This is a genomic window from Stenotrophomonas sp. GD03680 (assembly GCF_029844625.1).
Lineage (GTDB): Bacteria > Pseudomonadota > Gammaproteobacteria > Xanthomonadales > Xanthomonadaceae > Stenotrophomonas > Stenotrophomonas maltophilia_P.
Genome location: NZ_JAOCKC010000001.1, coordinates 432514 through 455133, shown reverse-complemented (window position 1 = coordinate 455133; position 22620 = coordinate 432514). Strand labels below are relative to the sequence as shown.

General features: G+C 68.9%; 21 protein-coding genes. 17 read left to right on the top strand and 4 right to left on the bottom strand.

All coding sequences use genetic code 11. From position 1 onward, the window contains the following. The first annotated feature begins 9 nt into the window (after positions 1–9). The 3 genes from modA to N5J29_RS02005 are packed head-to-tail and all read left to right on the top strand — an operon-like array spanning position 10 to position 2098. Positions 10–753 carry a molybdate ABC transporter substrate-binding protein gene (gene modA / locus N5J29_RS02015; RefSeq protein ID WP_164152875.1) on the top strand — a complete coding sequence of 248 codons (744 nt, stop codon included), beginning with the start codon at positions 10–12 and terminating at the stop codon, positions 751–753. A gap of 3 nt (positions 754–756) precedes the next feature. Then, on the top strand, positions 757–1440 hold the full coding sequence (gene modB / locus N5J29_RS02010) for a molybdate ABC transporter permease subunit (protein WP_065176130.1): 684 nt from the start codon (positions 757–759) through the stop codon (positions 1438–1440). Continuing rightward, entirely contained in the window at positions 1430–2098 is a 669-nt protein-coding gene (locus tag N5J29_RS02005) for an ATP-binding cassette domain-containing protein (RefSeq protein WP_164152874.1), read from the top strand. Before modB ends, N5J29_RS02005 begins: the two co-directional genes overlap by 11 nt. Before the next feature lie 45 nt (positions 2099–2143). On the opposite strand, the gene N5J29_RS02000 is transcribed toward N5J29_RS02005, so the two are convergent. Further along, entirely contained in the window at positions 2144–3676 is a 1533-nt protein-coding gene (locus N5J29_RS02000) for a sulfite reductase flavoprotein subunit alpha (RefSeq protein ID WP_164152873.1), read from the bottom strand. Continuing rightward, complete coding sequence (locus tag N5J29_RS01995) at positions 3673–4101, bottom strand: PAS sensor domain-containing protein (RefSeq protein ID WP_053519756.1); 429 nt, start codon at positions 4099–4101, stop codon at positions 3673–3675. Before N5J29_RS01995 ends, N5J29_RS02000 begins: the two co-directional genes overlap by 4 nt. 431 nt (positions 4102–4532) lie before the next feature. Here N5J29_RS01995 and glgA point away from each other — a divergent pair, with 431 nt between their 5' ends. From glgA to glgX, 7 genes are read left to right on the top strand one after another with little or no spacing between them, the layout of a single operon-like run. After that, on the top strand, positions 4533–6059 hold the full coding sequence (gene glgA, locus N5J29_RS01990; RefSeq protein WP_164152872.1) for a glycogen synthase GlgA: 1527 nt from the start codon (positions 4533–4535) through the stop codon (positions 6057–6059). Beyond that, entirely contained in the window at positions 6056–8290 is a 2235-nt protein-coding gene (locus N5J29_RS01985) for a 1,4-alpha-glucan branching enzyme (protein WP_164152871.1), read from the top strand. Before glgA ends, N5J29_RS01985 begins: the two co-directional genes overlap by 4 nt. Continuing rightward, positions 8287–10005 carry a malto-oligosyltrehalose trehalohydrolase gene (gene treZ, locus N5J29_RS01980; RefSeq protein ID WP_164152870.1) on the top strand — a complete coding sequence of 573 codons (1719 nt, stop codon included), beginning with the start codon at positions 8287–8289 and terminating at the stop codon, positions 10003–10005. Before N5J29_RS01985 ends, treZ begins: the two co-directional genes overlap by 4 nt. Continuing rightward, positions 10002–11846 carry a 4-alpha-glucanotransferase gene (locus tag N5J29_RS01975; protein ID WP_164152869.1) on the top strand — a complete coding sequence of 615 codons (1845 nt, stop codon included), beginning with the start codon at positions 10002–10004 and terminating at the stop codon, positions 11844–11846. The genes treZ and N5J29_RS01975 overlap by 4 nt, the downstream gene beginning before the upstream one ends. Next, complete coding sequence (treY, locus tag N5J29_RS01970; RefSeq protein WP_164152868.1) at positions 11843–14416, top strand: malto-oligosyltrehalose synthase; 2574 nt, start codon at positions 11843–11845, stop codon at positions 14414–14416. Before N5J29_RS01975 ends, treY begins: the two co-directional genes overlap by 4 nt. Further along, entirely contained in the window at positions 14385–14555 is a 171-nt protein-coding gene (locus N5J29_RS01965) for a DUF2934 domain-containing protein (RefSeq protein ID WP_080375226.1), read from the top strand. Before treY ends, N5J29_RS01965 begins: the two co-directional genes overlap by 32 nt. Continuing rightward, positions 14542–16659 carry a glycogen debranching protein GlgX gene (glgX, locus tag N5J29_RS01960; protein ID WP_164152867.1) on the top strand — a complete coding sequence of 706 codons (2118 nt, stop codon included), beginning with the start codon at positions 14542–14544 and terminating at the stop codon, positions 16657–16659. The genes N5J29_RS01965 and glgX overlap by 14 nt, the downstream gene beginning before the upstream one ends. A gap of 66 nt (positions 16660–16725) precedes the next feature. Here the strand turns inward: glgX and N5J29_RS01955 are convergent, their stop codons facing one another. Continuing rightward, positions 16726–17025: an AzlD family protein gene (locus N5J29_RS01955; RefSeq protein ID WP_053516356.1), complete on the bottom strand. Its 300-nt coding sequence runs from the start codon at positions 17023–17025 to the stop codon at positions 16726–16728. Continuing rightward, on the bottom strand, positions 17022–17756 hold the full coding sequence (locus N5J29_RS01950) for an AzlC family ABC transporter permease (RefSeq protein ID WP_164152865.1): 735 nt from the start codon (positions 17754–17756) through the stop codon (positions 17022–17024). The genes N5J29_RS01955 and N5J29_RS01950 overlap by 4 nt, the downstream gene beginning before the upstream one ends. Positions 17757–17881: 125 nt before the next feature. On the opposite strand from N5J29_RS01950, the gene N5J29_RS01945 reads away from it, so the two are divergent. The 7 genes from N5J29_RS01945 (at position 17882) to gspG (ending at position 22573) form a co-directional block, all read left to right on the top strand. Further along, a complete protein-coding gene (locus N5J29_RS01945; RefSeq protein WP_164152863.1) occupies positions 17882–18346 on the top strand; it encodes an Lrp/AsnC family transcriptional regulator in 465 nt (154 codons plus the stop codon). Positions 18347–18494: 148 nt separating this feature from the next. After that, positions 18495–19175 carry a TonB-dependent receptor gene (locus N5J29_RS01940; RefSeq protein WP_053516350.1) on the top strand — a complete coding sequence of 227 codons (681 nt, stop codon included), beginning with the start codon at positions 18495–18497 and terminating at the stop codon, positions 19173–19175. A gap of 16 nt (positions 19176–19191) precedes the next feature. After that, a complete protein-coding gene (locus tag N5J29_RS01935; protein WP_164152861.1) occupies positions 19192–19722 on the top strand; it encodes a sigma-70 family RNA polymerase sigma factor in 531 nt (176 codons plus the stop codon). Positions 19723–19791: 69 nt separating this feature from the next. After that, on the top strand, positions 19792–20772 hold the full coding sequence (locus tag N5J29_RS01930; RefSeq protein WP_343238170.1) for a DUF4880 domain-containing protein: 981 nt from the start codon (positions 19792–19794) through the stop codon (positions 20770–20772). A 53-nt stretch (positions 20773–20825) separates the two neighbouring features. After that, positions 20826–21374 (top strand): hypothetical protein, encoded by a 549-nt coding sequence (locus N5J29_RS01925; protein WP_164152858.1) that lies wholly within the window; start codon positions 20826–20828, stop codon positions 21372–21374. Positions 21375–21517: 143 nt separating this feature from the next. Beyond that, entirely contained in the window at positions 21518–22078 is a 561-nt protein-coding gene (locus N5J29_RS01920) for a hypothetical protein (protein WP_231107809.1), read from the top strand. 57 nt (positions 22079–22135) lie between these two features. After that, positions 22136–22573: a type II secretion system major pseudopilin GspG gene (gene gspG / locus N5J29_RS01915; protein ID WP_065176116.1), complete on the top strand. Its 438-nt coding sequence runs from the start codon at positions 22136–22138 to the stop codon at positions 22571–22573. The last annotated feature ends 47 nt before the right edge of the window (positions 22574–22620 follow it).

Here is a 22620-nt window from a genome sequence, read left to right as displayed (position 1 = left end):
GAGCCGACGATGACGCGAGCGGGACTGGTAGTGCTGGGGGTGCTGGCGTCGCTGCCGGCGTACGCGGCCGAGCTGACGGTATCGGCGGCGTCGAGCCTGACCGAGAGCTTCCGTGAACTCGGTGCCGCCTATGAGAAGGCCCATCCCGGCGCCCGGGTCGATTTCAACTTCGCCGCCTCCGGCGTGCTGCTGCAGCAGATCAGCCGGGGCGCACCGGTCGATGTGTTTGCTTCGGCCGACGAAGTCACCATGGATCAGGCACAGCAGCAGGGCCTGCTGGCTGCCGGTACCCGCGAGGTGTTCGCGGTGAACGCGCTGTGGGTGGTGGTGCCGCCGCAGACCCGGGGCGGGCCGCGTAGCCTGAAGGATCTCGCGGGTGCCGACGTGCGGCGCCTCGCGCTGGGCAACCCGGACAGCGTGCCGGTCGGCCGCTATGCCAAGGGTGCGCTGGAAGCGGCGGGCCTGTGGCCGTCGGTGCAGGGCAGGATCGTCACCACGCAGAACGTACGCCAGTCGTTGGATTACGTGGCACGGGGGGAGGTGGACGCCGGTTTCGTCTACGCCACCGACGCACAGGCCATGGCCGGCCGCGTGCGTCGTGCCTTCGCAGTGCCGGTGTCCGGACGCATCGCCTATCCGCTGGCGGTGACCCGGGCGAGCACGCAGCCAGCCGAAGCCAGGCGCTTCGCCACCTTCGTGCGGTCGGCACAAGGTCAGGCGATCCTGGCCAGGCACGGGTTCGGCAAGCCCTGACGGATGGACCTGGACTGGAGCGCGCTGGGGTTGTCGCTGAAGGTCGCCGGCTGGGCCACGGCGATCAATCTGGTGCTGGGCGTTGGATTGGGGGCGTTGCTGGCGCGTCGGCGCTTCCCCGGCCGCGAACTGCTGGATTCGCTGCTGACCCTGCCGATGGTGCTGCCGCCGACGGTGCTCGGTTATTACCTGCTGGTGCTGATAGGGCGCAACGGCCCCATTGGCGCGTGGTTGCAGTCGTGGTTCGGCATCAACCTGATCTTTACCTGGCAGGCGGCGGTGGTCGCCGCGGCAGTGGCTTCGCTGCCGCTGGTGTTCAAGCCGGCACGCGCGGCGTTCGAGGATGTGGACGGGCAGCTGGAGCAGGCCGCGCGCACGCTCGGCGTGTCGGAGGCGGCGGTGTTCTTCCGCATCACGCTGCCGCTGGCTTGGCGCGGCATTCTCGCCGGCCTCCTGCTGGCGTTTGCCCGGGCGATGGGTGAGTTCGGCGCGACGCTGATGGTGGCCGGCAGCATCCCGGGTCGTACGCAGACGCTGTCGATCGCCATCTACGAGGCGGTGCAGGCAGGGCAGGACGGCAGGGCCAATGCGCTGGTGATCCTGACGTCGGTAGTGTGCATCGTCATCCTGCTGCTGGCGGCACGCTTGGTGGGCGGGCATCGCAGGGAGCTGCGCGATGTGGCTTGACCTGAAGGTGCGGCGCCGGATGCAGGCAGCGGGCCAGGTCTTCGAACTGGACGTCACGCTGCAGTGCACGCAGCGCCAGGTGGTGGTGTTCGGCCCGTCCGGGGCAGGCAAAAGCCTGACGCTCAAGGCCGTGGCCGGACTGCTGCGTCCCGGACAGGGCCATGTGACGCTGCAGGGGCAGGTGCTGTTCGATTCCCACGCGCGGGTCGACCTGCCACCGCAGCGGCGTCGCCTGGGGTACGTGTTCCAGGACTACGCGCTGTTTCCCCACCTGAGCGTGCGCCAGAACGTGGCGTTCGGGCTGCAGCGGGGGTGGTTCAATCCACGCCGTGGCCAGCGCTTCGACGTCGTCGAGCAGTGGCTGCAGGCGTTCCGTATCGACCACGTGGGGGATCTGCTGCCGTCGCAGATCTCCGGCGGCCAGCGTCAGCGTACGGCCCTGGCGCGGGTCATGGTGACCCAACCGCAGGCATTGCTGCTGGACGAGCCGTTCGCTGCACTGGACCACGACCTGCGCCAGCACCTGCGCGAGGAGCTGGCGGCGGTGCTGGACAGTACCGGCATTCCGCTGCTGCTGATCAGCCACGATCCTCAGGATGCCGTTGTCTTCGGCCAGCAGGTCGCGCACATGGCGGACGGCCGGGTCGTCGGCGATTGATGCATGCGCTCGTGCCGGGCCACGGCCGGCCGAATCGATGCAGGGTCAGTACAGCTCGCAGTGAATGCGGCCCTCCCCGCGCAGCAGGTCCCAATGCCCCTGGCCGCCAATGGCGTCGATGGCCTCGCGCACCGCGTCTTCCAGGTGGCGCTTGTTGCCGCACAGGTACAGGTGCCCGCCGCGGGACAACACCTGCCTTACTTCGCGGGCGCGCTGCCGCAGCACATGCTGCACATACACCTTTTCGGTTCCGTCACGCGAGAAGGCAGGATGCAGGCCGGCGAGCACGCCGCGCGCATGCCAGTCCTGCAGCTGCTCGCGATAGAGGTAATCGTGTTCGCAATGCTTCTCGCCGAACACAAGATGCAGTTCGCGTCCGCAGCCATTGGCCTGCACCTGCTGCACCAGGCCGATCAGCGGCGCGATGCCGGTGCCGGTGCCGATCAGCAGCAGGGGCGCGCTGCCGGTGTCGGCCAGATGGAAGCCTGGATTGGAGCGGCAGTACACGCGGGCGTGGCTGCCCCCCCGCAGCAGGCTGCCGGTGGCGGTACCGGAACGCTCGCGGCCGCGCAGGGTGTAGCGCACTTCGCGTATGCACAGGCTCAGCTGGCCGTTGCCGGGATGCGAGGCGATCGAGTAGGCCCGTGGCAGGCGCGCTGACAGGATGTCGCGCAGCCTGGCCAGCGGCACGCGGTCCGGGCTGGCGTGGTCCTGCAGGATATCCAGCACGTCCAGACCGTGCAGGTAGGCATCCAGCTCGCGCTTCTGGCTGACCTTCAGCAGCGACTTCAACCGCTCGCTGTCGCCCAGCCTGGCCAGCTCGCGCAGCACGCCCCTACCCAGCAGCCGCAGTTCGCGGTCCTGCAGCATGGCGATGGCCGCATTGTCGCCGTACCAGGTGGCAAGGGCCTGCAGCAGTGCAGGGTCGTGGTCCGGCAGCACGTGCACCGTGTCGCCGGCGCGGTAGACCATGCCACTGCCGGCAATATCCAGCTGCAGGTGCCACGCGGCCGGATCACTGCTGTTGACGCGGTGGCGCTCGACGATGGGCGCGGCGAAGGCATTGTCGTCACCGTAGGCGGTAACCTGCAGGTGCAGGTCCTGGCCGGCGGCGGCATCGCCCTCGAGCACCTGGCGGAGCACCGGCTGCCACTGCTGGAAGAACCGTTCATAGCCGAGGTCGGCGTCGACCCGCCGCAGCAGCGGCTGCGCTTGGCGTTCGCTCAGCGCCGCGTCCAGCGCTCGGGTGAAGCCGCAGAATCGAGGGTAGCCGGTGTCGCCCAGGCCGAACACCGCGTAGCGCAGGCCGGGCAGCGACCCGGTCTGGCACACGCTCTGGAAGAAGCGTTCGCCGTTGGCGGGCGGCTCGCCGTCGCCGAACGAACTGGAGATCGCCAGCAGCACATCCCCCTGGCCCAGGCTGGCAACGTCAATGTCGTTGAACGGCAGCACCTGCGGCGCGAGCGCTTGCAGGCCAGGGTCCGCGCCCAGGCGCTGGGCCAGGGCGCGGGCATTGCCCGATTCGGAGGCGAAACCCACCAGCAGGCGGCGAACCGGTGTGGCAGCGATGGTGTTCACGCGGCCTCGTAGAAGTCGTCGAATTTCTCCTTGCTGAACTCGACCTGCTCGAAGTCCTGCATCAGGTCGTTCACCACACGGCGGATGCTGATGTACGCGGTGATGTTGCCTTCGGCGTCGAACAGCGGCTGCACGGTGGTGTCGACCACATAGAGCACGCCACCCTTGCCCAGGTTCGGCACGATGCCGGTCCAGATGCCGCCGGCCCTGATCGTGTCCCACATGTCCTTGTAGACGGCCTTGGGCACATCCGGATGGCGCACGATGCTGTGCGGCTGGCCGATCAGTTCTTCACGTGCGAAGCCGGTGAGCGTGCAGAACAGATCATTGGCGTAGGTGATGTTGCCCTGCAGGTCAGTGGTGGAGATCACCATGACCTTCTGCAGGGCGTTCAGGAGCTGGCTGTTGTCGGGGGTGTCGTGCATTGCAGGGTCCTTGTGGCTGCCGGAGACGCCGGCATGTTCGGGTCCTGCATAGAGATACCCCCGCGTGCCGGCGGTCGGTTTGACATTGGTCAAGGGGGAGGCAGGGACCGCCTGCGACGGGATGTCGCATATGGCACCCAGCCGACCGCCACCACCCAGGCCACGGGCAGCGCGCGCACGGCATCCAGGTGGATGTCCCGTCCGGGAGGCATCGATGGGCGTGATGAACGCGGCATGCGTACTCAGCTCATGACGCGTTGTCACAAAGAAATCGCCAGGGCTTCACGGCCGATTGATCGCATGCGGGGCTATTGTCCTCCTGAGCCTCTCGCTGACGTCCCCCACGTTCTGCGTCGACTTCCCTCTCCGCTTCAGCGCCCGTCCGGGCGCCGTTGGCGTCCGTCTGCCTGAACACTTCCGAGATCATCGCCATGGCCCGCGTCGTCCAGTCCGCTTCACCCGTTGCGACGCCTCCCGGTGCACCTGTACCCATCGGGACCCGCCGGGGCCACTCACAGCCGTTGAAGTTGCCGGAACTGGTACAGCGCGTGCTGTTTGTCGCGACCGAAATGGCCGACTTCGTCAAGGCGGGAGGCCTGGGCGATGTGGCCGCGGCCCTGCCACGCGCGGTGCGCGGCGCGTGTGATTCGCGCGTGCTGCTTCCCGGCTACCCGGAGGTGCTGCAGCGCCTGCCGCAGCTGCGGGCGGTGGGGCAGGTCAGCCAAAGAGCCGGCCTGCCTGCGTGCACCATCGGCATGGCGGTGCAGGCCGACGGCCTGCCGATCTACGTGCTGCTCTCGCCTGAGCTGTATGAGCGGGAAGGCTCGCCCTACGTGGATGGGCAGGGACAGGAGTGGAAGGACAACGCGGTTCGCTTCGCCACGCTGTCACACGCGGCTGCGGAGATTGCGGCCGGGCGTGCCGGGCTGGACTGGTCACCGCAGCTGCTGCACCTGAATGACTGGCCGGTGGCCATGGCCGCCGCCTACGTGCGTTGGGACCGGACGGCCGTACCGACGCTGCTGACGATCCACAACCTGGCCTACCAGGGCCTGTTCCCGTATGCGCTTGCGCCGGTGCTGGGCGTACCGGCCGCGCACCTGGATGAACTGCACTTCCACGGACAGATGTCATTCCTGCAGGGCGGCATCACCAATGCCACGCGGCTGAACACAGTCAGCCTGCGCTATGCACAGCAGATCACCGCCCCGGATGATGGATGCGGACTGCATGACCTGCTGGCCCGGCGCGCCGCCGGCGGTCACCTGAGCGGCATCGTCAACGGCATCGACGCCAGCTGGGATCCGCGACGCGACATCCACCTCAAGGCGCACTTCGGCATCGGCGAATGGACCGGACGCGCGACCAACGCACATGCGGTGCGCAGGGCGTTCGGCCTGGCGCCCTCGACCGGCCCGCTGTTCGCGGTGGTTTCCCGCCTGGTGCACCAGAAGGGGCTGGACATCACCTGTGACGTGGCGCCACAGATCGTCGCGGCCGGGGGGCAGCTGGTCGTCATCGGCGGCGGCGAGCCGCAGGTGGAAGCACAGGTGCAGGCGCTGGCCCGGCGCTACCCGGGGCGGGTGGGCGCATTCATCGGGTTCGAGGAAGCGCTGGCGCGCCAGATGTTCGCCGGCGCCGACTTCCTGCTGATGCCTTCGCGTTTTGAACCCTGCGGGCTCAGCCAGATGTACGCGCAGCGCTTCGGCTGCCTGCCGGTCGCGCATGCGACGGGCGGGCTGGTGGACACCGTCGAGGATGGCGTGACCGGTTTCCTGTTCCACGGTGCCAATGCCGATGGCCTGCGCCGTTGCGTGGAGCGGGCGATGCGCACCTTCCGTCTGCCAGGCCTGCTGCAGGCCATGCGCCGCGCCGCCATGCTGCGGCCGGGCGGCTGGGATGCGGCCGGGCGAGCCTATCTGGCGCTGTACCAGCAGACCTGCCAGGTGGCCGCATGAGCCACGACAGCACGCATCTGGCCGCCCTCGAGGACGACACTACCGCTGACACAGCACTGGATCACCGCATCGCGCCGGCGCTGGAGGACCTCGTCCATGCCCGCCCGGCAGATGCATTTGCCTGGCTGGGCCCGCACCGCCAGCGCGAGGGTGAACGGCGGTTGCGCGTGCTGGTGCCGCACGCGCAGCGCGTCGAGGTGATCGGAGAAGACGGGCGACGCTGGGATCTGCACCCGGGCCCCTTGCCCGGCCTGTTCGAGGGCGCCGCCGGTGAAGCGGCGGTGCCGCTGCTTGCCCTGCATTTCGAGCAGGGTGTGGAGCAGGTGCACGATGCCTATGCCTTCGGCCCGCTGCTGGACGAAGCGCTGCTGCAACGCTTCCATGCCGGTGATGCCGATGCGGCGCGCCAGCTGGGCGCGGTCCCGATGCAGGTGCAGGGGATCGCCGGCGTGAGGTTCGCGGTGTGGGCGCCCAATGCGCGGCGGGTCGCCGTGGTCGGCGATTTCAACGGATGGGATGGCCGACGCCATCCGATGCGGCTGCGCCATGCGGCTGGCGTGTGGGAACTGTTCCTGCCCGGCGTGCAGGCCGGTGCCCGCTACAAGTTCCGCATTGTCGGGGCTGATGGCCAGGTGATGCCCGACAAGTTCGACCCGATGGCGCGCTGGGCCGAACTGCCACCGGCCACCGCCTCACGCGTGCCTTCGGCGGCGCCGATGCAGTGGCATGACGAGGGTTGGAGGGCGGCCCGGCGCCAGACGGGCGCCGGCGCGCCGCTGTCCATCTACGAGGTACATGCGGGCTCCTGGCAGCGCGGCGATGATGGCGCACCGCTGGACTGGGATGCGCTGGCCGACCGGCTGATTCCGTACGTGGCCGGACTCGGCTTCACCCACATCGAACTGCTGCCGGTCAGCGAGCATCCCTTCGGCGGTTCCTGGGGCTATCAGCCGCTGGGGATCTACGCACCGACGGCACGCCATGGGACGCCGCACGCCTTCGCGCGCTTCGTGGATCGCTGTCACCAGGCCGGAGTGGGGGTGATCGTGGACTGGGTGAGCGCACACTTCCCCAACGACGCGCATGGCCTGGCCGGTTTCGACGGAACCGCGTTGTACGAGCATGCCGACCCGCGCGAAGGGGTGCACGCCGACTGGGACACGCTGATCTACAACTATGGCCGCAACGAAGTGGCCGCTTACCTGATCGGTAGTGCCTTGGAGTGGGTGGAGCGGTTCCACATCGACGGACTGCGCGTGGACGCAGTGGCGTCCATGCTGTACCGGGATTACAGCCGTGCTGACGGTGAGTGGATACCCAACGAGCAGGGCGGGCGAGAGAACCTGCAGGCGGTCGCCTTCCTGAGGCGGATGAACCAGACCCTGCGTGAGCGCTTCCCGGACGTGTTGGTGATTGCCGAGGAATCCACCGCGTGGCCGGGGGTGACCGCGCCGGTGGAGGAGGGCGGGCTTGGCTTCACCCACAAATGGAACATGGGCTGGATGCACGACACCCTGCAGTACCTGGGGCGCGATCCTGTCCATCGCCAGCATCACCACAGCGAGATCAGCTTCGGCCTGGTCTACGCCTTCTCCGAACGCTTCGTGCTTCCGCTGTCGCATGACGAGGTGGTGCATGGCAAGGGCGCGCTGCTGGCCAAGATGGCAGGCGAACCGGCGCAGCGGCTGGCCCAGCTTCGTGCATATTACGGCTTCATGTGGGCGCACCCGGGCAGCAAACTGCTGTTCATGGGCGGCGAGTTCGGCCAGGGACATGAGTGGTCGCACGATGCAGCACTGGACTGGGAACAGGCGACCAGCAGTGAGGGCCGGGGCCTGTCGCGTCTGGTGGGCGACCTCAATGCCGTGCTCCGCTCCGAACCCGCGCTGCATCGTGACGAGCGCGATGAACGCGGTTTCGACTGGAGCGTGGCCGATGACAGCCGCAACAGCGTGTATGCCTTCATCCGCCGGGATCCTGCCGGCAGCGGCCGCACCCTGCTGGTGGTGAGCAACTTTACCCCGGTGCTGCGCGAGGGTTACCGGGTTGGCGTGCCGCAACCGGGGCGCTGGACGGAACGCCTCAACACCGACAGCGCGCATTACAACGGCGGCAATGCGGGCAACCTCGGAGCGGTGCAGACCGAGCCAAGGCCGATGCATGGCCACGCCCAGTCGCTGCGGCTGACCCTGCCGCCGCTGTCCACGCTGTACCTGCAGGTTGATGCATGACCACAGCGTCCCCGCGTCTGGGCGCTTGGCGTGCGGCCGGTGAGGGGGTGGAGTTCCGTGTGTGGGCGCCGGACGCAGACACGATGACGCTGTGCCTGCAGGGTGCGCTGCGGCCGATGCAACGCGAGCCGGACGGTTGCCACTGGCTGCGGACACAGGCATCGCATGGCGACCGGTACCGGTTCCGCCTCCCTTCAGGCCAGGACGTGCCAGATCCGGCCTCGCGCTGGCAGCGGGACGGCGTCGATGGCGACAGCGCCGTGGTGCTGGACACGGGCAGGGCGCAGGCCACGTGGCAAGGGCCCGCCTGGCAGGACCTGGTCATCTATGAAGTGCACATCGAGGCAGGCGGCGGCCTTGATGCACTGACCGCGCAGCTGCCGATGCTGGCCGCAACGGGCATCACCGCCATCGAGCTGATGCCGGTTGCGCAGTTTCCCGGCCGGCGCAACTGGGGCTACGACGGTGTGTTCCCTTACGCACCGGCCCATGTCTACGGCGGGCCGGCAGCGCTGAAGGCCTTCATCGACGCGGCGCATGATGCCGGACTGTCGGTGCTGCTGGATGTGGTCTACAACCACTTCGGACCGCAGGGCAACCCTCTGCGTGACTACGCGCGGGCGTTCTTCCGTGACGATCGCAGCACCCCCTGGGGTGAGGCGATCGACTTCCGCCAGCCCTGGGTGCGGCGCTTCTTCATCGACAATGCGCTGATGTGGTTGCGCGACTATGGCTTCGATGGGCTGCGCCTGGACGCGGTGCACGCCATCGACGATGACCGCTTCCTGCAGCAGCTGGCCGATGAGGTGCGCGCGGAGGTGCCGCACGCGCACCTGGTGCTGGAGAACGAACGCAACCAGGCGCGGTGGCTGCGCGGTGCCTATCAGGGGCAATGGAACGACGACTTCCACAACGCGCTGCACGTGATGCTGACCGGCGAGCAGGAAGGCTATTACGCGGCCTACGCCGGTCGCGCCGACGCGCTGCTGGCCCGGTGCCTGGCAGAAGGATTCGCCTGGCAAGGTGAACCTGATCTGGGCGGCCATCCCCGCGGCGAACCCAGCAGCGACCTGTCGCCCGCGCGTTTCGTTGTATTCGCGCAGAACCACGACCAGGTGGGCAACCGTGCCTTCGGCGAGCGCCTGTCGATGCTGGTGGATCCGGCGCGGCTGCGCGCGGCACTGGCGCTGACCCTGCTGACGCCGATGATCCCGCTGCTGTTCATGGGTGAACCGTGGCAGGCGCGGTCGCCGTTCCTGTTCTTCACCGACTATGCGCCGCCGCTGGACGAGGCGGTGCGCGAGGGACGTCGCCGCGAGTTTTCCGGCTTCAGTGCCTTCGCCGATGCCGCCTCGCGTGCGCGTATTCCGGACCCGAACGATCCGGCCACCCTGCAGGTCTCGTACACGCCGCCGCCCGGCGATGATCCCTGGTCGCAGCAATGGCTGCGTTGCACAGGCGGGTTTTTGGCCCTGCGCAGACGCTATCTGCAGCCCGGCCTGCTGCAGGCCCGGTCGCTGGGTGCGCGGGTGCTTGGCGAGGGGGCGGTGCAGGCGGGTTGGCAGCTGCCATCGGGCCAATGGTGGATCGCGATCAATGTGGGCCCACGGCCCGTGGCGCATGCGGTGCCGGCCGGCGAGCGCGTTGTGGGTCCCGACGTTGCCGGTGTGCTGCCGGCAGGCGGCAGTGTTGTTGCGTGCTGGGTGGCGGCATGAGGACGGATATATCGGTTCGGGACGCCGCACGCCGGGCAGGTCTCCTGGAGCGCTGGACCGACGTGGCCGGCGTCGAGCGCGAAGTCGCGCCGGACGTGCTTCGCGCGGTGCTGGAAGGGCTGCACTGCGATGGTGCGCCGGTGCGCGCCCGCTTGCTCACCGCCTGCTATGGCCAGGTACTGGTGATGCCGGAGGCGACGGGGGCGGCGTGCTGGGTGGATGAACAGGGGCGCGAGCTGCCAGCACGGCCTGATGCGCAGGGGCGCTGGCGAGTTCCGGATCAACCGGGCTATTGGCAGTGGCGCCAGGGCGGGCGGCAACAGGCGGTCGCGGTGGCGCCGCCGCGAGCCTGGTGGCCACCGCGCATGCTGCGCGGTTGGGGTCTGTCGGCGCAGGTCTACAGTCTGCGCGCCCGTGGCGATGCAGGCATCGGTGACAGCGCCGGCTGCACACGGTGGCGTGAGCTGCTGCAGCGGCATGGAGGCGATGCACTGGCATTGAGTCCGCTGCACGCCGGCTTGCCACCCGGCCCGGGCTACAGCCCCTATTCGCCCAGTGACCGGCGCTGGCTCGATCCGCTGCAGGTATCTCTTCCGCAGGTGCTGCCGGAGGCTGCCGACAGCGTGCTGCGCCAGGACGAGGCACTGGCGATGGCAATTGATGCCGCCACCGCTGCACGCCGCATCGACTGGCCGCACTCGGCGGCATTGAAGTGGCGCTGGCTGCGACAGGTGCGCCACTGGCTGCGGCAGCAGGCACCGGCACAGTGCGAGCAGATCGAGACCTGGTGCGATGCGCAGGGCGAACCGCTGCTGCGCTATTGCCAGCATGCCGCCGACGGGATCACCGGGAGCGCCGACGACCATGCATTTGCGCAGTGGCTGGCGCAGCAGGGCTGGGTGCAGGTGCACGCGGCGCTGCGCAGTGATGGCGCGTCGATCGGATTGATTGCCGATCTGGCCGTGGGCTGTGCACCGCAGGGCGTCGAGGCACGCACCGGTGGCGCCGATCTGCTGCAGGGGCTTGAACTGGGTGCGCCGCCGGATGCGTTCAATCCGCTCGGCCAGGCCTGGGGCATCACCAGCTGGTCACCGTTGGCGTTGCACCGCGAGGGCTTTGCACCGTTCATCCGCGTACTGCGCGCCGTGATGGCCGGCCGCGGTGGCCTGCGCATCGACCACATCCTCGGCCTGCAGCGGCTGTGGGTGTTGCCTCACGGCGCTGGCGCCGGGCAGGGCGTGTACCTGCGCTATCCATTCGATGACCTGATCAATCTGCTGGTGCTGGAATCGTGGCGGCATCGCTGCGTGCTGATCGGTGAAGACCTGGGGGTGGTGCCGCCGGGCATCCGCCAGCGGCTGGCAGCCCGGGGCATCCTGGGCATCGAGGTGCTGCCGTTCGCCCGCAACGGCGAGCGCTTCCTGCCGGCGCCGCGGTGGCGCCGCGATGCGGTGGCCATGCCGTCCACCCACGACCTGCCACCACTGGCCGGCTGGCTGCGCGGGCGCGACCTGCGCTGGCGTGCCCGCCTGGGTGAGCTGGAGGACCTGCCGGCGGCACTGCGCGCGCGCGCGCGGGACGTGCAGGCGCTGGCCGCAGTCTGCGGTGGTGGCGGCGCGACCGTGGAGGACGGAGCGCTGTCACTGGTTGCCCATGCAGCGTCGCGGCTGGCGCTGCTGCCACTGGAAGATGTGCTGGGCAGCCGTGCACAGGTGAACCTGCCAGGCACCGTCAGCGGACATCCGAACTGGCGCCGGCGGTTGCCGCTGGCGTGGGACGGTGCCGCCGCCGATGCGCGGCTGGCGCGCCTGAGCAGCACGCGCCGCAGGGCAGGGCGATGACGAGGTTGCGTGCCACCGCGCGCCTGCAGGTGCATGCAGGCTTCGACCTTGAGGCGGCCGCAGCGCAGGTGCCGTATTACGCCGCACTGGGCGTCAGTCACCTTTACCTGTCGCCGATCGCGACTGCGGTGCCGGGGTCCACACATGGCTACGATGGCATCGACCCGGCCAGCATCAATCCGCAGCTGGGCGGCGAAGCGGCCTTCCGCCAGCTGGCCACCGCGGCGCGCTCACACGGCCTGGGTCTGATCCTGGACATCGTGCCCAACCATCTGGCGGCATCCCCGCACAGCCACTGGTGGAGCGATGTGCTGATGCACGGGCGTCGAAGCCGCCACGCAGGCTGGTTCGACATCGACTGGGAGGCGCCGGGCTGCGAAGGCCGGCTATGGTTGCCGGTGCTGGACCGGCCACTGCACGACGCCGTGCGCGACGGCGTACTGCGGGTGGGGGTGGACGATGAGCGGCCAGGGTTGCGCCATCATGGGCTGGTCCTGCCGTTGTCGCCGCGCAGTCATCCCCTGGACGCCGCGCAGTGGCCGGCGTGGGCCGAACGCTGCAACCGCAGCGTCGAGCGGTTGCAGGCACTGCTGCAGCGGCAGCACTACCGGCTGGCGTGGTGGCGCACGGCAGGCGATCAGGTGAACTACCGGCGCTTCTTCGATATCAACGAACTGGCCGCGCTGCGGGTGGAGCGCGAGGACGTGTTCGAAGCGGTGCATGCGCTGCCGTTGCGGCTGGTGCGTGAGGGCTGGGTGGATGGCCTGCGCATCGACCATGTGGATGGCCTGTCGTCGCCCGGCACCTATCTGCAGCGCCTGCGCGAAGCGATCAACGCTGCCTGCGCAGCCGGGAGCCGTGATCCGGAGGCGGTGACCCTGCACGTCGAGAAGATACTGGCCGAGGGCGAGCAGCTGCCCGAGGGGTGGGCCTGCGACGGGACCACCGGCTATGACTTCATGGACCAGGCTGGCGCGTGGCTGCACGATCCGGCAGCGGCGCCCGCGCTCTCACGCGCCTGGCAGGCGGCGAGCGGCGACACGCGCGACTTTGACCAGATACAGCAGGACGCGCGCGGGATGCTGCTGCGCCAGTCGCTTCACACCGACTTCCAGCGCCTGCTGCGCAGTGCGCAGCAGGTTCTGCAGCCCCGGCTGGCCGAGGCCGACATCGGTACGGCCGCCCTGGCGCGCGCGCTGGCCGCGCTGCTGCGGCACTACCGCACCTATCGCCCGTATTCGCTGCGTGACGCGGGTGAGCGGAAGGCATTGGTCGCCGCTGCTGCCGCCGCGCGAGCCGCGCTGGACGGTGCCGGACGGGCGGCACTGGACCTGCTGCTGCAGGCACTTCCCGGCCAGGCGCCGGCTGAAAGCGAGCTGCGCGTGCGCTTCGGGCAGCTGGCCGCGCCGTTGAACGCCAAGTCGGTGGAGGATACCGGCTTCTATCGCTACTTCAGGCTGCTCTCGCGCAACGAAGTGGGCAGTGATCCGCAGCGGCTGGGCATGCAGGGGCGCGAGCTGCTGCAGCATGCAGCGCGGCGCCTGCGACGCCATCCCGAGGCACTGCTTGCGCTGGCGACCCACGATCACAAGCGGGGCAGCGACAGCCGGGCGCGGCTGGCGGTGCTCAGCACCTGCACGGCGGAGTGGCGGGATGCTGTACGGCGCTGGAGCCGGATGGCCGCCAAGGCCGGCATGCCGCTGCCGTTGCCGGGCGCCGAGGCGTATGCGCTGTGGCAGGCGCTGGTGGCGGCGTGGCCGATGCAGGGCGCCCCCGGTGCCGACTTCGCATCGAGGATGGCGGACTGGCTGACCAAGGCCCTGCGCGAGGGCAAACGGATCAGCAACTGGTCCGATCCCGATGTGGCAGTGGAGGACGCCGCCGTGCAGTGGCTGCACGCGCTGCTGGAGGGAGCACCCTTGCTGCCGGTGCGCGAGGCGCTGGCGACCTTCGTGGCCCGCATCGCGCCGGCGGGCGCCTGCAATGGATTGGCACAGCTGTGCCTGCAGCACTGCCTGCCCGGTGTGCCTGACCTCTATCAAGGCGGCGAAGGCTGGGACCTGAGCCTAGTGGACCCGGACAACCGCCGGGCCGTGGACTATCCGGCGCGGCAGGCATGGCTGCGGGACACGCGCTCCTGGCCCGTGCTGCTGCAGGACTGGCGGGACGGCGGCATCAAGGCCCTCCTGCTGCGGCAGCTGCTGGATTGCCGCCGCAGGCACCCGCACCTTTTCCTGTACGGCGAGCTGCAGCCGCTGTCCGCGCCTGCGCGCTCGCCCTGGCTGGCGTTCGTGCGCAGGCACCAGACGCAGGTACTGCTGGTGATCGTGCAGCGCGGCTCGCCCATCGCCATGCCCGGGCCCGGCCTGAACGTTGCGCGTGACGTCGCCACCGGCCCAACGCTGCGCGGGCTTCCGGCAGGACGCATGCGCAACCTCCTGGACGGACGCATCGAACATTTCAATGAAACCGCGGATGCAGCACGGCTTCTGGCTGGCAGCCCGCTGGCGGTATGGATCAACGAGGAGACGGGTAAGGATGGACAGCAGGGAACGACGGCAGCGGATTGAGGCTTTGGCCCACCAGATATGGGAAGCGGAAGGGCGCCCGGACGACCAGCAGCAGCGGCACTGGCACATGGCCGAGCGGCTGGTGGAGGCCGAGATTGCCGCGGCGCGCGGCGAGGAGGGCAGCGATGGCGAGCCGTAAGTGGGCACAGACCTCGCGCGTGCGCGAAGGCCGGCCGTTCCCGCTGGGTGCGACCTGGGACGGGCTGGGCGTGAACTTCGCGCTGTACTCGCGGCATGCCACCCGGGTCGAACTCTGCCTGTTCGACGCGCGCAACCGCGAGGTCGAACGCATCGCGCTGCCCGAGTACACCAATGAGGTCTGGCACGGCTATCTGCCCGATGTAAGGCCCGGGCAGCGCTACGGCTACCGGGTGCACGGTCCGTATGCGCCGGAGGAAGGGCATCGCTTCAATCCCAACAAGCTGTTGCTGGACCCTTACGCCAAGCAGATCGTCGGCGAGCTGAAGTGGGCGCCCCACCTGTTCGGCTACACCCTGGGCCATCGCGATGGCGATCTCAGTTTCGACCGCCGCGACAGCGCCAGCTACATGCCACGCTGCGCCGTGATCGATCCGGCGTTCAGCTGGGGTGTCGAGCGTGCACCCGAAACGGCCTGGGACAGGACCGTGATCTACGAAGCGCACGTGCGCGGCTTGACCATGCAGCATCCTGATGTCCCGCAGGCCGAGCGGGGCACCTTCTCTGCACTGCGGCATGATGCGGTGGTGGACCACCTGAGCCATCTGGGTGTGACCGCCATCGAGCTGCTGCCCGTGCACGCCTACGTGGACGACCAGCAGCTGCTCGAGCGTGGGCTGCGCAACTACTGGGGGTACAACACCATCGGCTTCTTCGCCCCGCAGCCGCGTTACCTGTCGATGGGCACCGTGGCCGAGTTCAAGCAGATGGTCGCGCGGCTGCACAATGCCGGCATCGAAGTGATCCTGGACGTGGTCTACAACCACACCGCCGAGGGCAACGAGCTGGGCCCCACGCTGTCGTTCAAGGGCATCGACAATGCCAGCTACTACCGATTGGCCGATGATCGCCGCTATTACATCAACGACACCGGCACCGGCAACACGTTCGACCTGACCAATGCCGGCGCGCTGCGCATGGTGATGGACTCGCTGCGCTACTGGGTGACCGAGATGCGGGTAGACGGTTTCCGCTTCGACCTGGCGACCATTCTTGGCCGTGAGCGCCATGGCTTCGACGCCTCGGGCAGCTTCCTCGATGCCGTACGCCAGGACCCGATCCTGAGCCAGGTGAAGCTGATCGCCGAGCCCTGGGACATCGGCCCGGGCGGCTACCAGCTGGGCCAGTTCCCGCCGGGTTGGGCGGAATGGAACGACCGCTTCCGCGATACAGTGCGCGCGCTGTGGCGTGGCGATGGCGGGCAGCTGCCGGAGTTCGCCACCCGTTTCACCGGCTCGGCCGACCTGTTCGAACACCACGGCAGGCGGCCGTCGGCCAGCATCAACCTGGTAACGGCACACGACGGGTTCACTCTGCACGATCTGGTGAGCTACAACGACCGCCACAACGAGGCCAACGGCGAGGACAACCGCGATGGCCATTCGCACAATCTTTCCAGCAACCACGGTGTGGAGGGCGACACCGATGATCCGGCGATCCTCTCGTTGCGTGCACGGCAGATGCGCAACCTGCTGGCCACGCTGCTGCTGTCGCAGGGCACGCCCATGCTGCTGGCCGGCGACGAGTTCGGCCATTCGCAGCAGGGCAACAACAACGCGTACTGCCAGGACAACCCGCTGAGCTGGATCGACTGGGAGCGTGCCTCGCAGCCGGCGGCGCAGGCGCAGGTGGCATTCGTGCGGCGTGCACTATCGCTGCGCCGGCGCTATGGCCTGCTGCGCAGGAACCGGTTCCTGCGCGGTGAATACGATGAAGCGCTGGGCCTGCGCGATATCGACTGGCGGCATCCGGACGGCCGCAGCATGGAGGAGGCGGACTGGCACGACCCCGAACTGCGCGCGCTGCTGATTGTGCTGGACGGTCGAAGCCCCGACAGCGGCCTGCGTGAGCCCGGGCGGCATGTCAGCCTCGCCCTGCTGTTGAATGCCGGAGACCAGCCGCAGCGGTTCCGCGTATCGGATCAGGCGCTGTCGTTCCGGCGCGTACTGCTGCAGACCGACGAGGCGCCGCTGGAGCAGGACGGCACCGGCGACTGGACCCTGCCGCCGCGCAGCCTGTGCCTGCTCGCGGCCAGCAGCGCCTGATTGCAGCGCGCCCGCTCGGCGCGAAGACCGATCGGCAGCGCCGGGTCCCGCCCGGCCTGCCGTGAATCAGCCCAGCAGATGGCGCAGCAACCCGGCCGAGACCACGCCGATCAGCACGGTCGGCAGCATCGACAGCCGGGTGGCGGCCAGCAGGGTGATGGCCAGCGCAGCCAGATCGGCGGGCTTGTCGGCGACGAAATCCGGGGCGATCACCGAGATCAGCACGCAGCCCGGCGCGGCCTCCATGACCGTCACCGCACGCTTGCCGAGGGTGCGGTTGCGCAGAGCCAGGAAGCCGATGATGCGGGTGAGGTAGGTAACGGCTGCCATCAGCACGATGGTGAGCAGCGAGCTCCACTGGATCATGCCGCGTCCTCCGCCAGCAGCCAGGCGGCCACCAGCCCGGCCAGCGCACCACTGGCGACGTACCAGGCGCCGGGAACCAGCAGATAGGTGCCTGCAGCCACCAGCAGGCTGACCAGCCAGGGCCGCGCTGCGCGCAGGCCCTGCCACATGCCACGCAGCAGCACCAGGAACACTGCGGGGAAGGCCATGTCGAATCCATAGGCATGGATGTCGCCCAGCAGCGAGCCGGCGATCGCGCCCAGCGTCGTGCAGGTCACCCAGACCCCATACAGGCCGGCCGAGGTGCCCAAGTAGTAGGCGAGGCTGAAACCGTGCATGCGCCGCCGCGCGTCGGCGACACCCAGGGCCCAGCTTTCGTCACACATGAAGAACAACGCCGGCAGCGTGCGACGGCGTGGCAGGTGCTGCAGCAGCGGTGCCAGGCTGGCCCCCATCAACAGATGGCGACTGTTGACCAGCGCGGTGATCGCTACGATGAGCGCGATGTGCGGAGGTGACGTCCACAGCTCGACGGCGGCGAACTCCGAGCCACCGGCGAAGTTGAGCCCGGTCATGAGCGGTACTTCAAGCGCCGACAGGCCCTTCTGCGCAGCCTGTGCACCGAGCACCAGGGCGAAGGGAACGAAGCCGATCATCACCGGCACGGCAGCGCGCAGGCCGCGCAGGAACTCGGCGCGGGGCGTGACGTGGCAGGGGGCATCAGGCGGAAGGAGGGAGGGTTGGGCGTCCATGTAGCGGAAGCGAGTGAGGGGTGCTTCATCCTAGCGGCGACGGCACGAAATCGGGTTGCGTTGATGCCACTCAATTGAGAATGTTGCGCATCTGATGCGGCAGATGGCCATGAGGGTGAAATCCAATGCAATCTCAATTCGATAACCTTGATCGCCGGATTCTCGAGGCGCTGCAGGTCGATGGTCGTCTGCAGAACCTGGAGCTGGCCAGGCAGGTCGGTCTTTCGCCGTCGGCCTGCCTGCGCCGGGTCCGCCTGCTGGAGGAGGGCGGCTACATCGACCGCTACGTGGCGCTGCTGAACGAGACCAAGGTTGGACGGGGCTTCACCGTGTTCGTGCGGGTCTGGCTGCGTGGACAGGACGAGGACACCACCAACCACTTCATAAACAGCGTCAAGTCCCTGCCGGAAGTGCTTGAATGTCATCTGATGGCGGGCGACTGCGATTTTCTGCTGCGGGTGGCCGTGGCCGACCTGGACGCGTATCGCCAGTTCCAGATCCGGCATCTGAACAGGATCGCCGGGGTGCAGAACACCAAGACCGAGATCCCGATGCAGCGGATCAAGCAGACCACCCGGCTGCCGCTTTGAGGCCGCGCCGCGCCGGCCCCCGGTGCGGCGGTCATCGCAATGACATCTGCCCCCGGTAGGGTCTGACCCCGCTTGCCGGTCGCGCGCGGGCGACCTCCCGGTCGTGCCGCCTGCCTCCGTCACAGCTGCTGTCGCTGCCGAGGGTCATGTGTTCAACGTCAGGGGGCTGGATGGACGCCACGCGGTCAGAACATGGAGAGTGGCCATCGCTGCGTGGCTGCTGCTGGCCTTCGTCGCCACGGCCGAGGACGACGTCCGTGCCTACGACATTCCGGCGCAGCCGCTGGAGCAGGCAGTGGAGCGCTTCAGCGTCAGCAGCGGGTGGTCGGTGATGTACGCCGGCGAACTCGCTGCCGGTCGGCGCAGTTACCCGCTGCACGCCAGCCTGCCGCCGCTGCAGGCGCTGCAGACCCTGCTGCAGGAGACCGGCGTCGAAGCCGAGGTGATCGGCGCGCAGCGCGTGGTGCTTCGGCTGGGCGCGCAACCCGAACGCGCAGCCGGTACCGTCGGCCTGCTGCCGGAATCCGAGCGCAGCCGTCGTTTTGGCGGGCTGCAGCAGCGGCTGCGCGACGCGTTCTGTGACGACCCCCTGCTCGCGCCGGGCCGCTACGCGGCGACGCTGCGTTTCCGCATCACCGCCGAGGGCCATGTCGACGATGCCGAACTGCTCGTCGGCAGCGGCGACGCCCGGCGCGATCGGCGCCTGTTGCTGGCCATCGGCAGGCTGGCGCCGTCCATCGACGCCGCCGCGTTGCCGCAGCCGGTGACGCTGCAGATCCAGCCCTCCCGTGCCGACCACGACTGTGGCCGGCGGCAGCCCCTTCCATGATTTCAAGGATTCGAACATGAGCAACGGAACGGCCGGGGCGGTGGACCTGATGGATCACCTGCTGGGGGCCTACGATGAACTCAAGCGCCGGCTGGTGCGCAAGCTGGGCTCGGAAGAGCTGGCAGGCGATGCGCTGCAGGACACCTGGATGCGCCTGAGCGCACGCCGCGACCGGCTGGACCCGGTGCAGAATCCGGCGGCCTATCTGTTGCGGATGGCGATGAACACCGTGATCGATCGGCAGCGCGCCGACCATCGCCTGCTCAGCCTGGAAGAAGTGGACGCGCTGATGGAGATGGCCGATCCGGGCCCCGGTCCGGCTCAGGCTGCGGAGCTTGATCGTGCCCTCGGAGACATGGTCGGCCTGCTGCACCGCATGCCCGAACGCCGCCGCCGGATCCTGCTGGCGATCCGCGTGGACGGCCTGCAGCAGCGGGACGTGGCCGAGCAGCTGGGCGTGTCGCTGCGGCTGGTGCAGCGCGAACTGAAAGCGGCCCAGGACTATCTGGCCGAGCGCAGCGGGCAGGACCGGCAGGTGCGGTTCTGACCGGCGGCGTCCGTCTACACTTTGACGCCGAGCAGAACCCCGCAGCGTGCGGGCATGGCTGGACTGCGCATGGACCCTGATGATCGCCCGCACCGCACGCTCGACGCCGTGGAGCGCCAGGCCCACGCCTGGGTGGTGCGTCTGACGTCGGGCGAGGCCACGGCAGCCGACGGACGCAGGTTCCGCCAATGGTGCGCGACCGATTCGCGTCACCGCGAAGCGTTTGCCCGTGCGCGGCGGCAATGGGAGCAGGTGCGCGTGGCCGGTGAGCAGGTCCCGGCTGCGGCGCGCCAGCCGCAGGCACCGGGCCTGGCACGGCGATGGAGCCGGCGTGCATTCCTGGGGGCGGCCATCGCCGCCCCCGCCAGCCTCGCCGTGGTGGCAGCGATCCGTCCACCGTTGGGGCTGTGGCCGTCGGTGAGTGCGATGGCGGCCGACTTCCATACCGGCACCGGCGAGCGCCTCCAGCTTGCGCTGACGCCGCAGTTGACGCTGGCGCTGGATACGCAGAGCAGTCTGCGGCGCCGGATGGGTGCGGGAGGCGAGGGTTACGAGCTGGAGCAGGGGCAGGCGGCATTCGAGACCGCTGCGGGTTCACGCCTCGCACTGTACGCGGGGCCGGGCTGTGTGATCGCCGATGAGGGCGCAGCCCGGCTGGACGTGCGCAATACCGGGGGACACGTCCGGGTGACGTGCCTGCGCGGCAGCGCCCGCATCGAGCACCCGCAGGGCCGGCTGCGGCTGCAGGCCGGACAGCAGACCCGCTACGACGAACGCCTGAGCGGCGTGGTGGCCGAGGCCGTGGCCGGCGAGGTCAGCGCCTGGACCGAAGGCATGCTGGTGTTCCGCCGCGCGCCGTTGCGCGAGGTGGTGGACGAGATCAATCGCTATCGCCGCGGCAGGGTCCTGCTCGGTGACGGCGCACAGGCGCGTGCGCCGGTCAGCGGTCGCTTCCGCATCGATGACCCGGACGCGGCGCTGGAACAGCTGCGGTTGACGCTGTCGTTGGAGCTGCGTCGCTTCCCGGGCGGTATCGCCGTCCTGGGGTAGAGTCCCCGGCCACGCGCGTCGCGTGGCTGCCGCATGCAAGGAGAAGCCAAGGAATGCGCAACGAGACCATCGGTGTGCTCGACCTGCGACGCAACCTGTCCGCATTGCTGGAGACCACGCAGCGGCGTCCATTGACGGTGCATCGCTATGGATCGCCCTGGGTCTGCGTGGTGTCCGATCCGCATTGGCAGGAACAGTCCGTGCTGCTGGATTTCGACCCGCAGGGCCATCCGCTGGCTGCCCTGCTGAGGCTGCAGCAGGCGCTGTCGCTGCCGGAGAAGGGCAGCGTATCACCGGCAATGGCGGCCCGCGGTCTGCTGCTGATGGCGATGCATGGCATACAGGGCCTGCCACAGTTGCACGACCAGGTGATCCATCACCGCTTGTGGCACTGGTTCGTGGCCGGTGCGGTGATTGCGATGGACGGATGGCAGTTGCCGGCACTGCGCCAGGCCACGGCCGCGTTGCTGGCCGACGCGGACGCGGCCGGGTTGCTGTCCGCATTTGCCCGACGTCCCGACGTGATGGTGCTGGCACGACAATGCGGCGGCATCGCTCCGCTGCTGGATGCCGATGCCTGCAGGCGCATGACGTCGCTGTGACAGAGCGGCTGAACCGCAACGCACGGCACATCACGCGCAACGCGCTGTCGCTTCATCGGCCCTGCTGACGTCTTCTCCAGAGTACGGCGCATCCGCGTCGTGGAGCGCAGGCAGCGTCGATGGCGGAACGTCGCAGGATCAGCATGCTCGAGCTGGATCGCCACCTGAGCCGGTCGCTGGAACAGGCCCGGCACGCGCCGCTGTGCGTACAGCGCTACGGGCATCCGTGGGTCTGGGTGCTTTCCAGCGACGCCTGGGCCGACGCCGCGCGATGGGCGGCGCTGGACGTCGAGGCGCATCCGCTGCTGGCGCTGCGCCGCGCAACCGATGCGCAACTGCCGGCGTGGCCGGAGGCAGCCATCGCGACGCTGCCCCTGGACATGGACGATGTCCGCATGCTGCAGCGTGCCGTTCTGCTGCTGTGGGTGCAGGCACTGGACAGCGCGCAACGGGTACACGATGACCTGCGCCATCACCAGGTGTACCGCCGCTTCGTCGGCTTCGGCCGTGGCAGCGCCTGGTCGCCGACGCAATGCGTGCGGATCCTGCAGGCCAGTCGCCACCCGCTGCTGCGTCGCTGCGTGGAAGGCGCGTTGGCGGCGGTACCTGCAACGCTGCTGCAGTCGGCTGCCGTGCCGCCGGCGGGCGCCAGCGCAGACAGGGTGGAGCAGCAGCGAATTGCAGGTGGATGTTTATCGTACTGACACATGCGCCGCTGACCATGGTGCAGCGGTCCCTTCCAGGATGACGAGGGCGGAACAATGGCAAGACAGCTTCGTGGTGGCAGGGCCCGGCAGCACGGTTTCAGCCTGATCGAGATCATGGTGGTGGTGGTGATCATCGGCATTCTTGCCGCACTGATCGTGCCGCGCCTGATGGATCGTCCCGATCAGGCGCGGGTGGTGGCGGCACGCCAGGACATCGCCGCACTGATGCAGGCGCTGAAGCTCTATCGCCTGGACAATGGCCGCTACCCCAGCACCGAGCAGGGATTGCAGGCGTTGGTGGCGCCGCCCCAAAGCAGCGGCGCGATGCCGACAACCCCCTATCTGGACCGCCTGCCGAACGACCCGTGGGGGCATCCGTACCAGTACCAGAACCCGGGCGCGCACGGCGACATCGACGTGTTCTCCCTTGGCGCGGACAGCAAGGCCGGAGGTGATGCCGGCAATGCGGACATCGGCTCCTGGCAGCTGTGAGGTCCACCGATGTCGCCTCCGATGGCAGCCTTTCCGTGTCGTCGCCA

Coding starts and splice junctions, on each gene's coding strand:
- N5J29_RS01955 (WP_053516356.1), bottom strand. CDS start 17,025: ATGATCCAGTGGAGCTCGCTGCTCACCATCGTGCTGATGGCAGCCGTT.
- N5J29_RS01985 (WP_164152871.1), top strand. CDS start 6,056: ATGAGCCACGACAGCACGCATCTGGCCGCCCTCGAGGACGACACTACC.
- N5J29_RS02005 (WP_164152874.1), top strand. CDS start 1,430: ATGTGGCTTGACCTGAAGGTGCGGCGCCGGATGCAGGCAGCGGGCCAG.
- glgX (WP_164152867.1), top strand. CDS start 14,542: ATGGCGAGCCGTAAGTGGGCACAGACCTCGCGCGTGCGCGAAGGCCGG.
- modA (WP_164152875.1), top strand. CDS start 10: ATGACGCGAGCGGGACTGGTAGTGCTGGGGGTGCTGGCGTCGCTGCCG.
- N5J29_RS01995 (WP_053519756.1), bottom strand. CDS start 4,101: ATGCACGACACCCCCGACAACAGCCAGCTCCTGAACGCCCTGCAGAAG.
- glgA (WP_164152872.1), top strand. CDS start 4,533: ATGGCCCGCGTCGTCCAGTCCGCTTCACCCGTTGCGACGCCTCCCGGT.
- N5J29_RS01920 (WP_231107809.1), top strand. CDS start 21,518: ATGCTCGAGCTGGATCGCCACCTGAGCCGGTCGCTGGAACAGGCCCGG.
- N5J29_RS01950 (WP_164152865.1), bottom strand. CDS start 17,756: ATGGACGCCCAACCCTCCCTCCTTCCGCCTGATGCCCCCTGCCACGTC.
- modB (WP_065176130.1), top strand. CDS start 757: ATGGACCTGGACTGGAGCGCGCTGGGGTTGTCGCTGAAGGTCGCCGGC.
- gspG (WP_065176116.1), top strand. CDS start 22,136: ATGGCAAGACAGCTTCGTGGTGGCAGGGCCCGGCAGCACGGTTTCAGC.
- N5J29_RS01935 (WP_164152861.1), top strand. CDS start 19,192: ATGAGCAACGGAACGGCCGGGGCGGTGGACCTGATGGATCACCTGCTG.
- N5J29_RS01945 (WP_164152863.1), top strand. CDS start 17,882: ATGCAATCTCAATTCGATAACCTTGATCGCCGGATTCTCGAGGCGCTG.
- treZ (WP_164152870.1), top strand. CDS start 8,287: ATGACCACAGCGTCCCCGCGTCTGGGCGCTTGGCGTGCGGCCGGTGAG.
- N5J29_RS01930 (WP_343238170.1), top strand. CDS start 19,792: ATGGACCCTGATGATCGCCCGCACCGCACGCTCGACGCCGTGGAGCGC.
- treY (WP_164152868.1), top strand. CDS start 11,843: ATGACGAGGTTGCGTGCCACCGCGCGCCTGCAGGTGCATGCAGGCTTC.
- N5J29_RS01925 (WP_164152858.1), top strand. CDS start 20,826: ATGCGCAACGAGACCATCGGTGTGCTCGACCTGCGACGCAACCTGTCC.
- N5J29_RS01975 (WP_164152869.1), top strand. CDS start 10,002: ATGAGGACGGATATATCGGTTCGGGACGCCGCACGCCGGGCAGGTCTC.
- N5J29_RS01965 (WP_080375226.1), top strand. CDS start 14,385: ATGGACAGCAGGGAACGACGGCAGCGGATTGAGGCTTTGGCCCACCAG.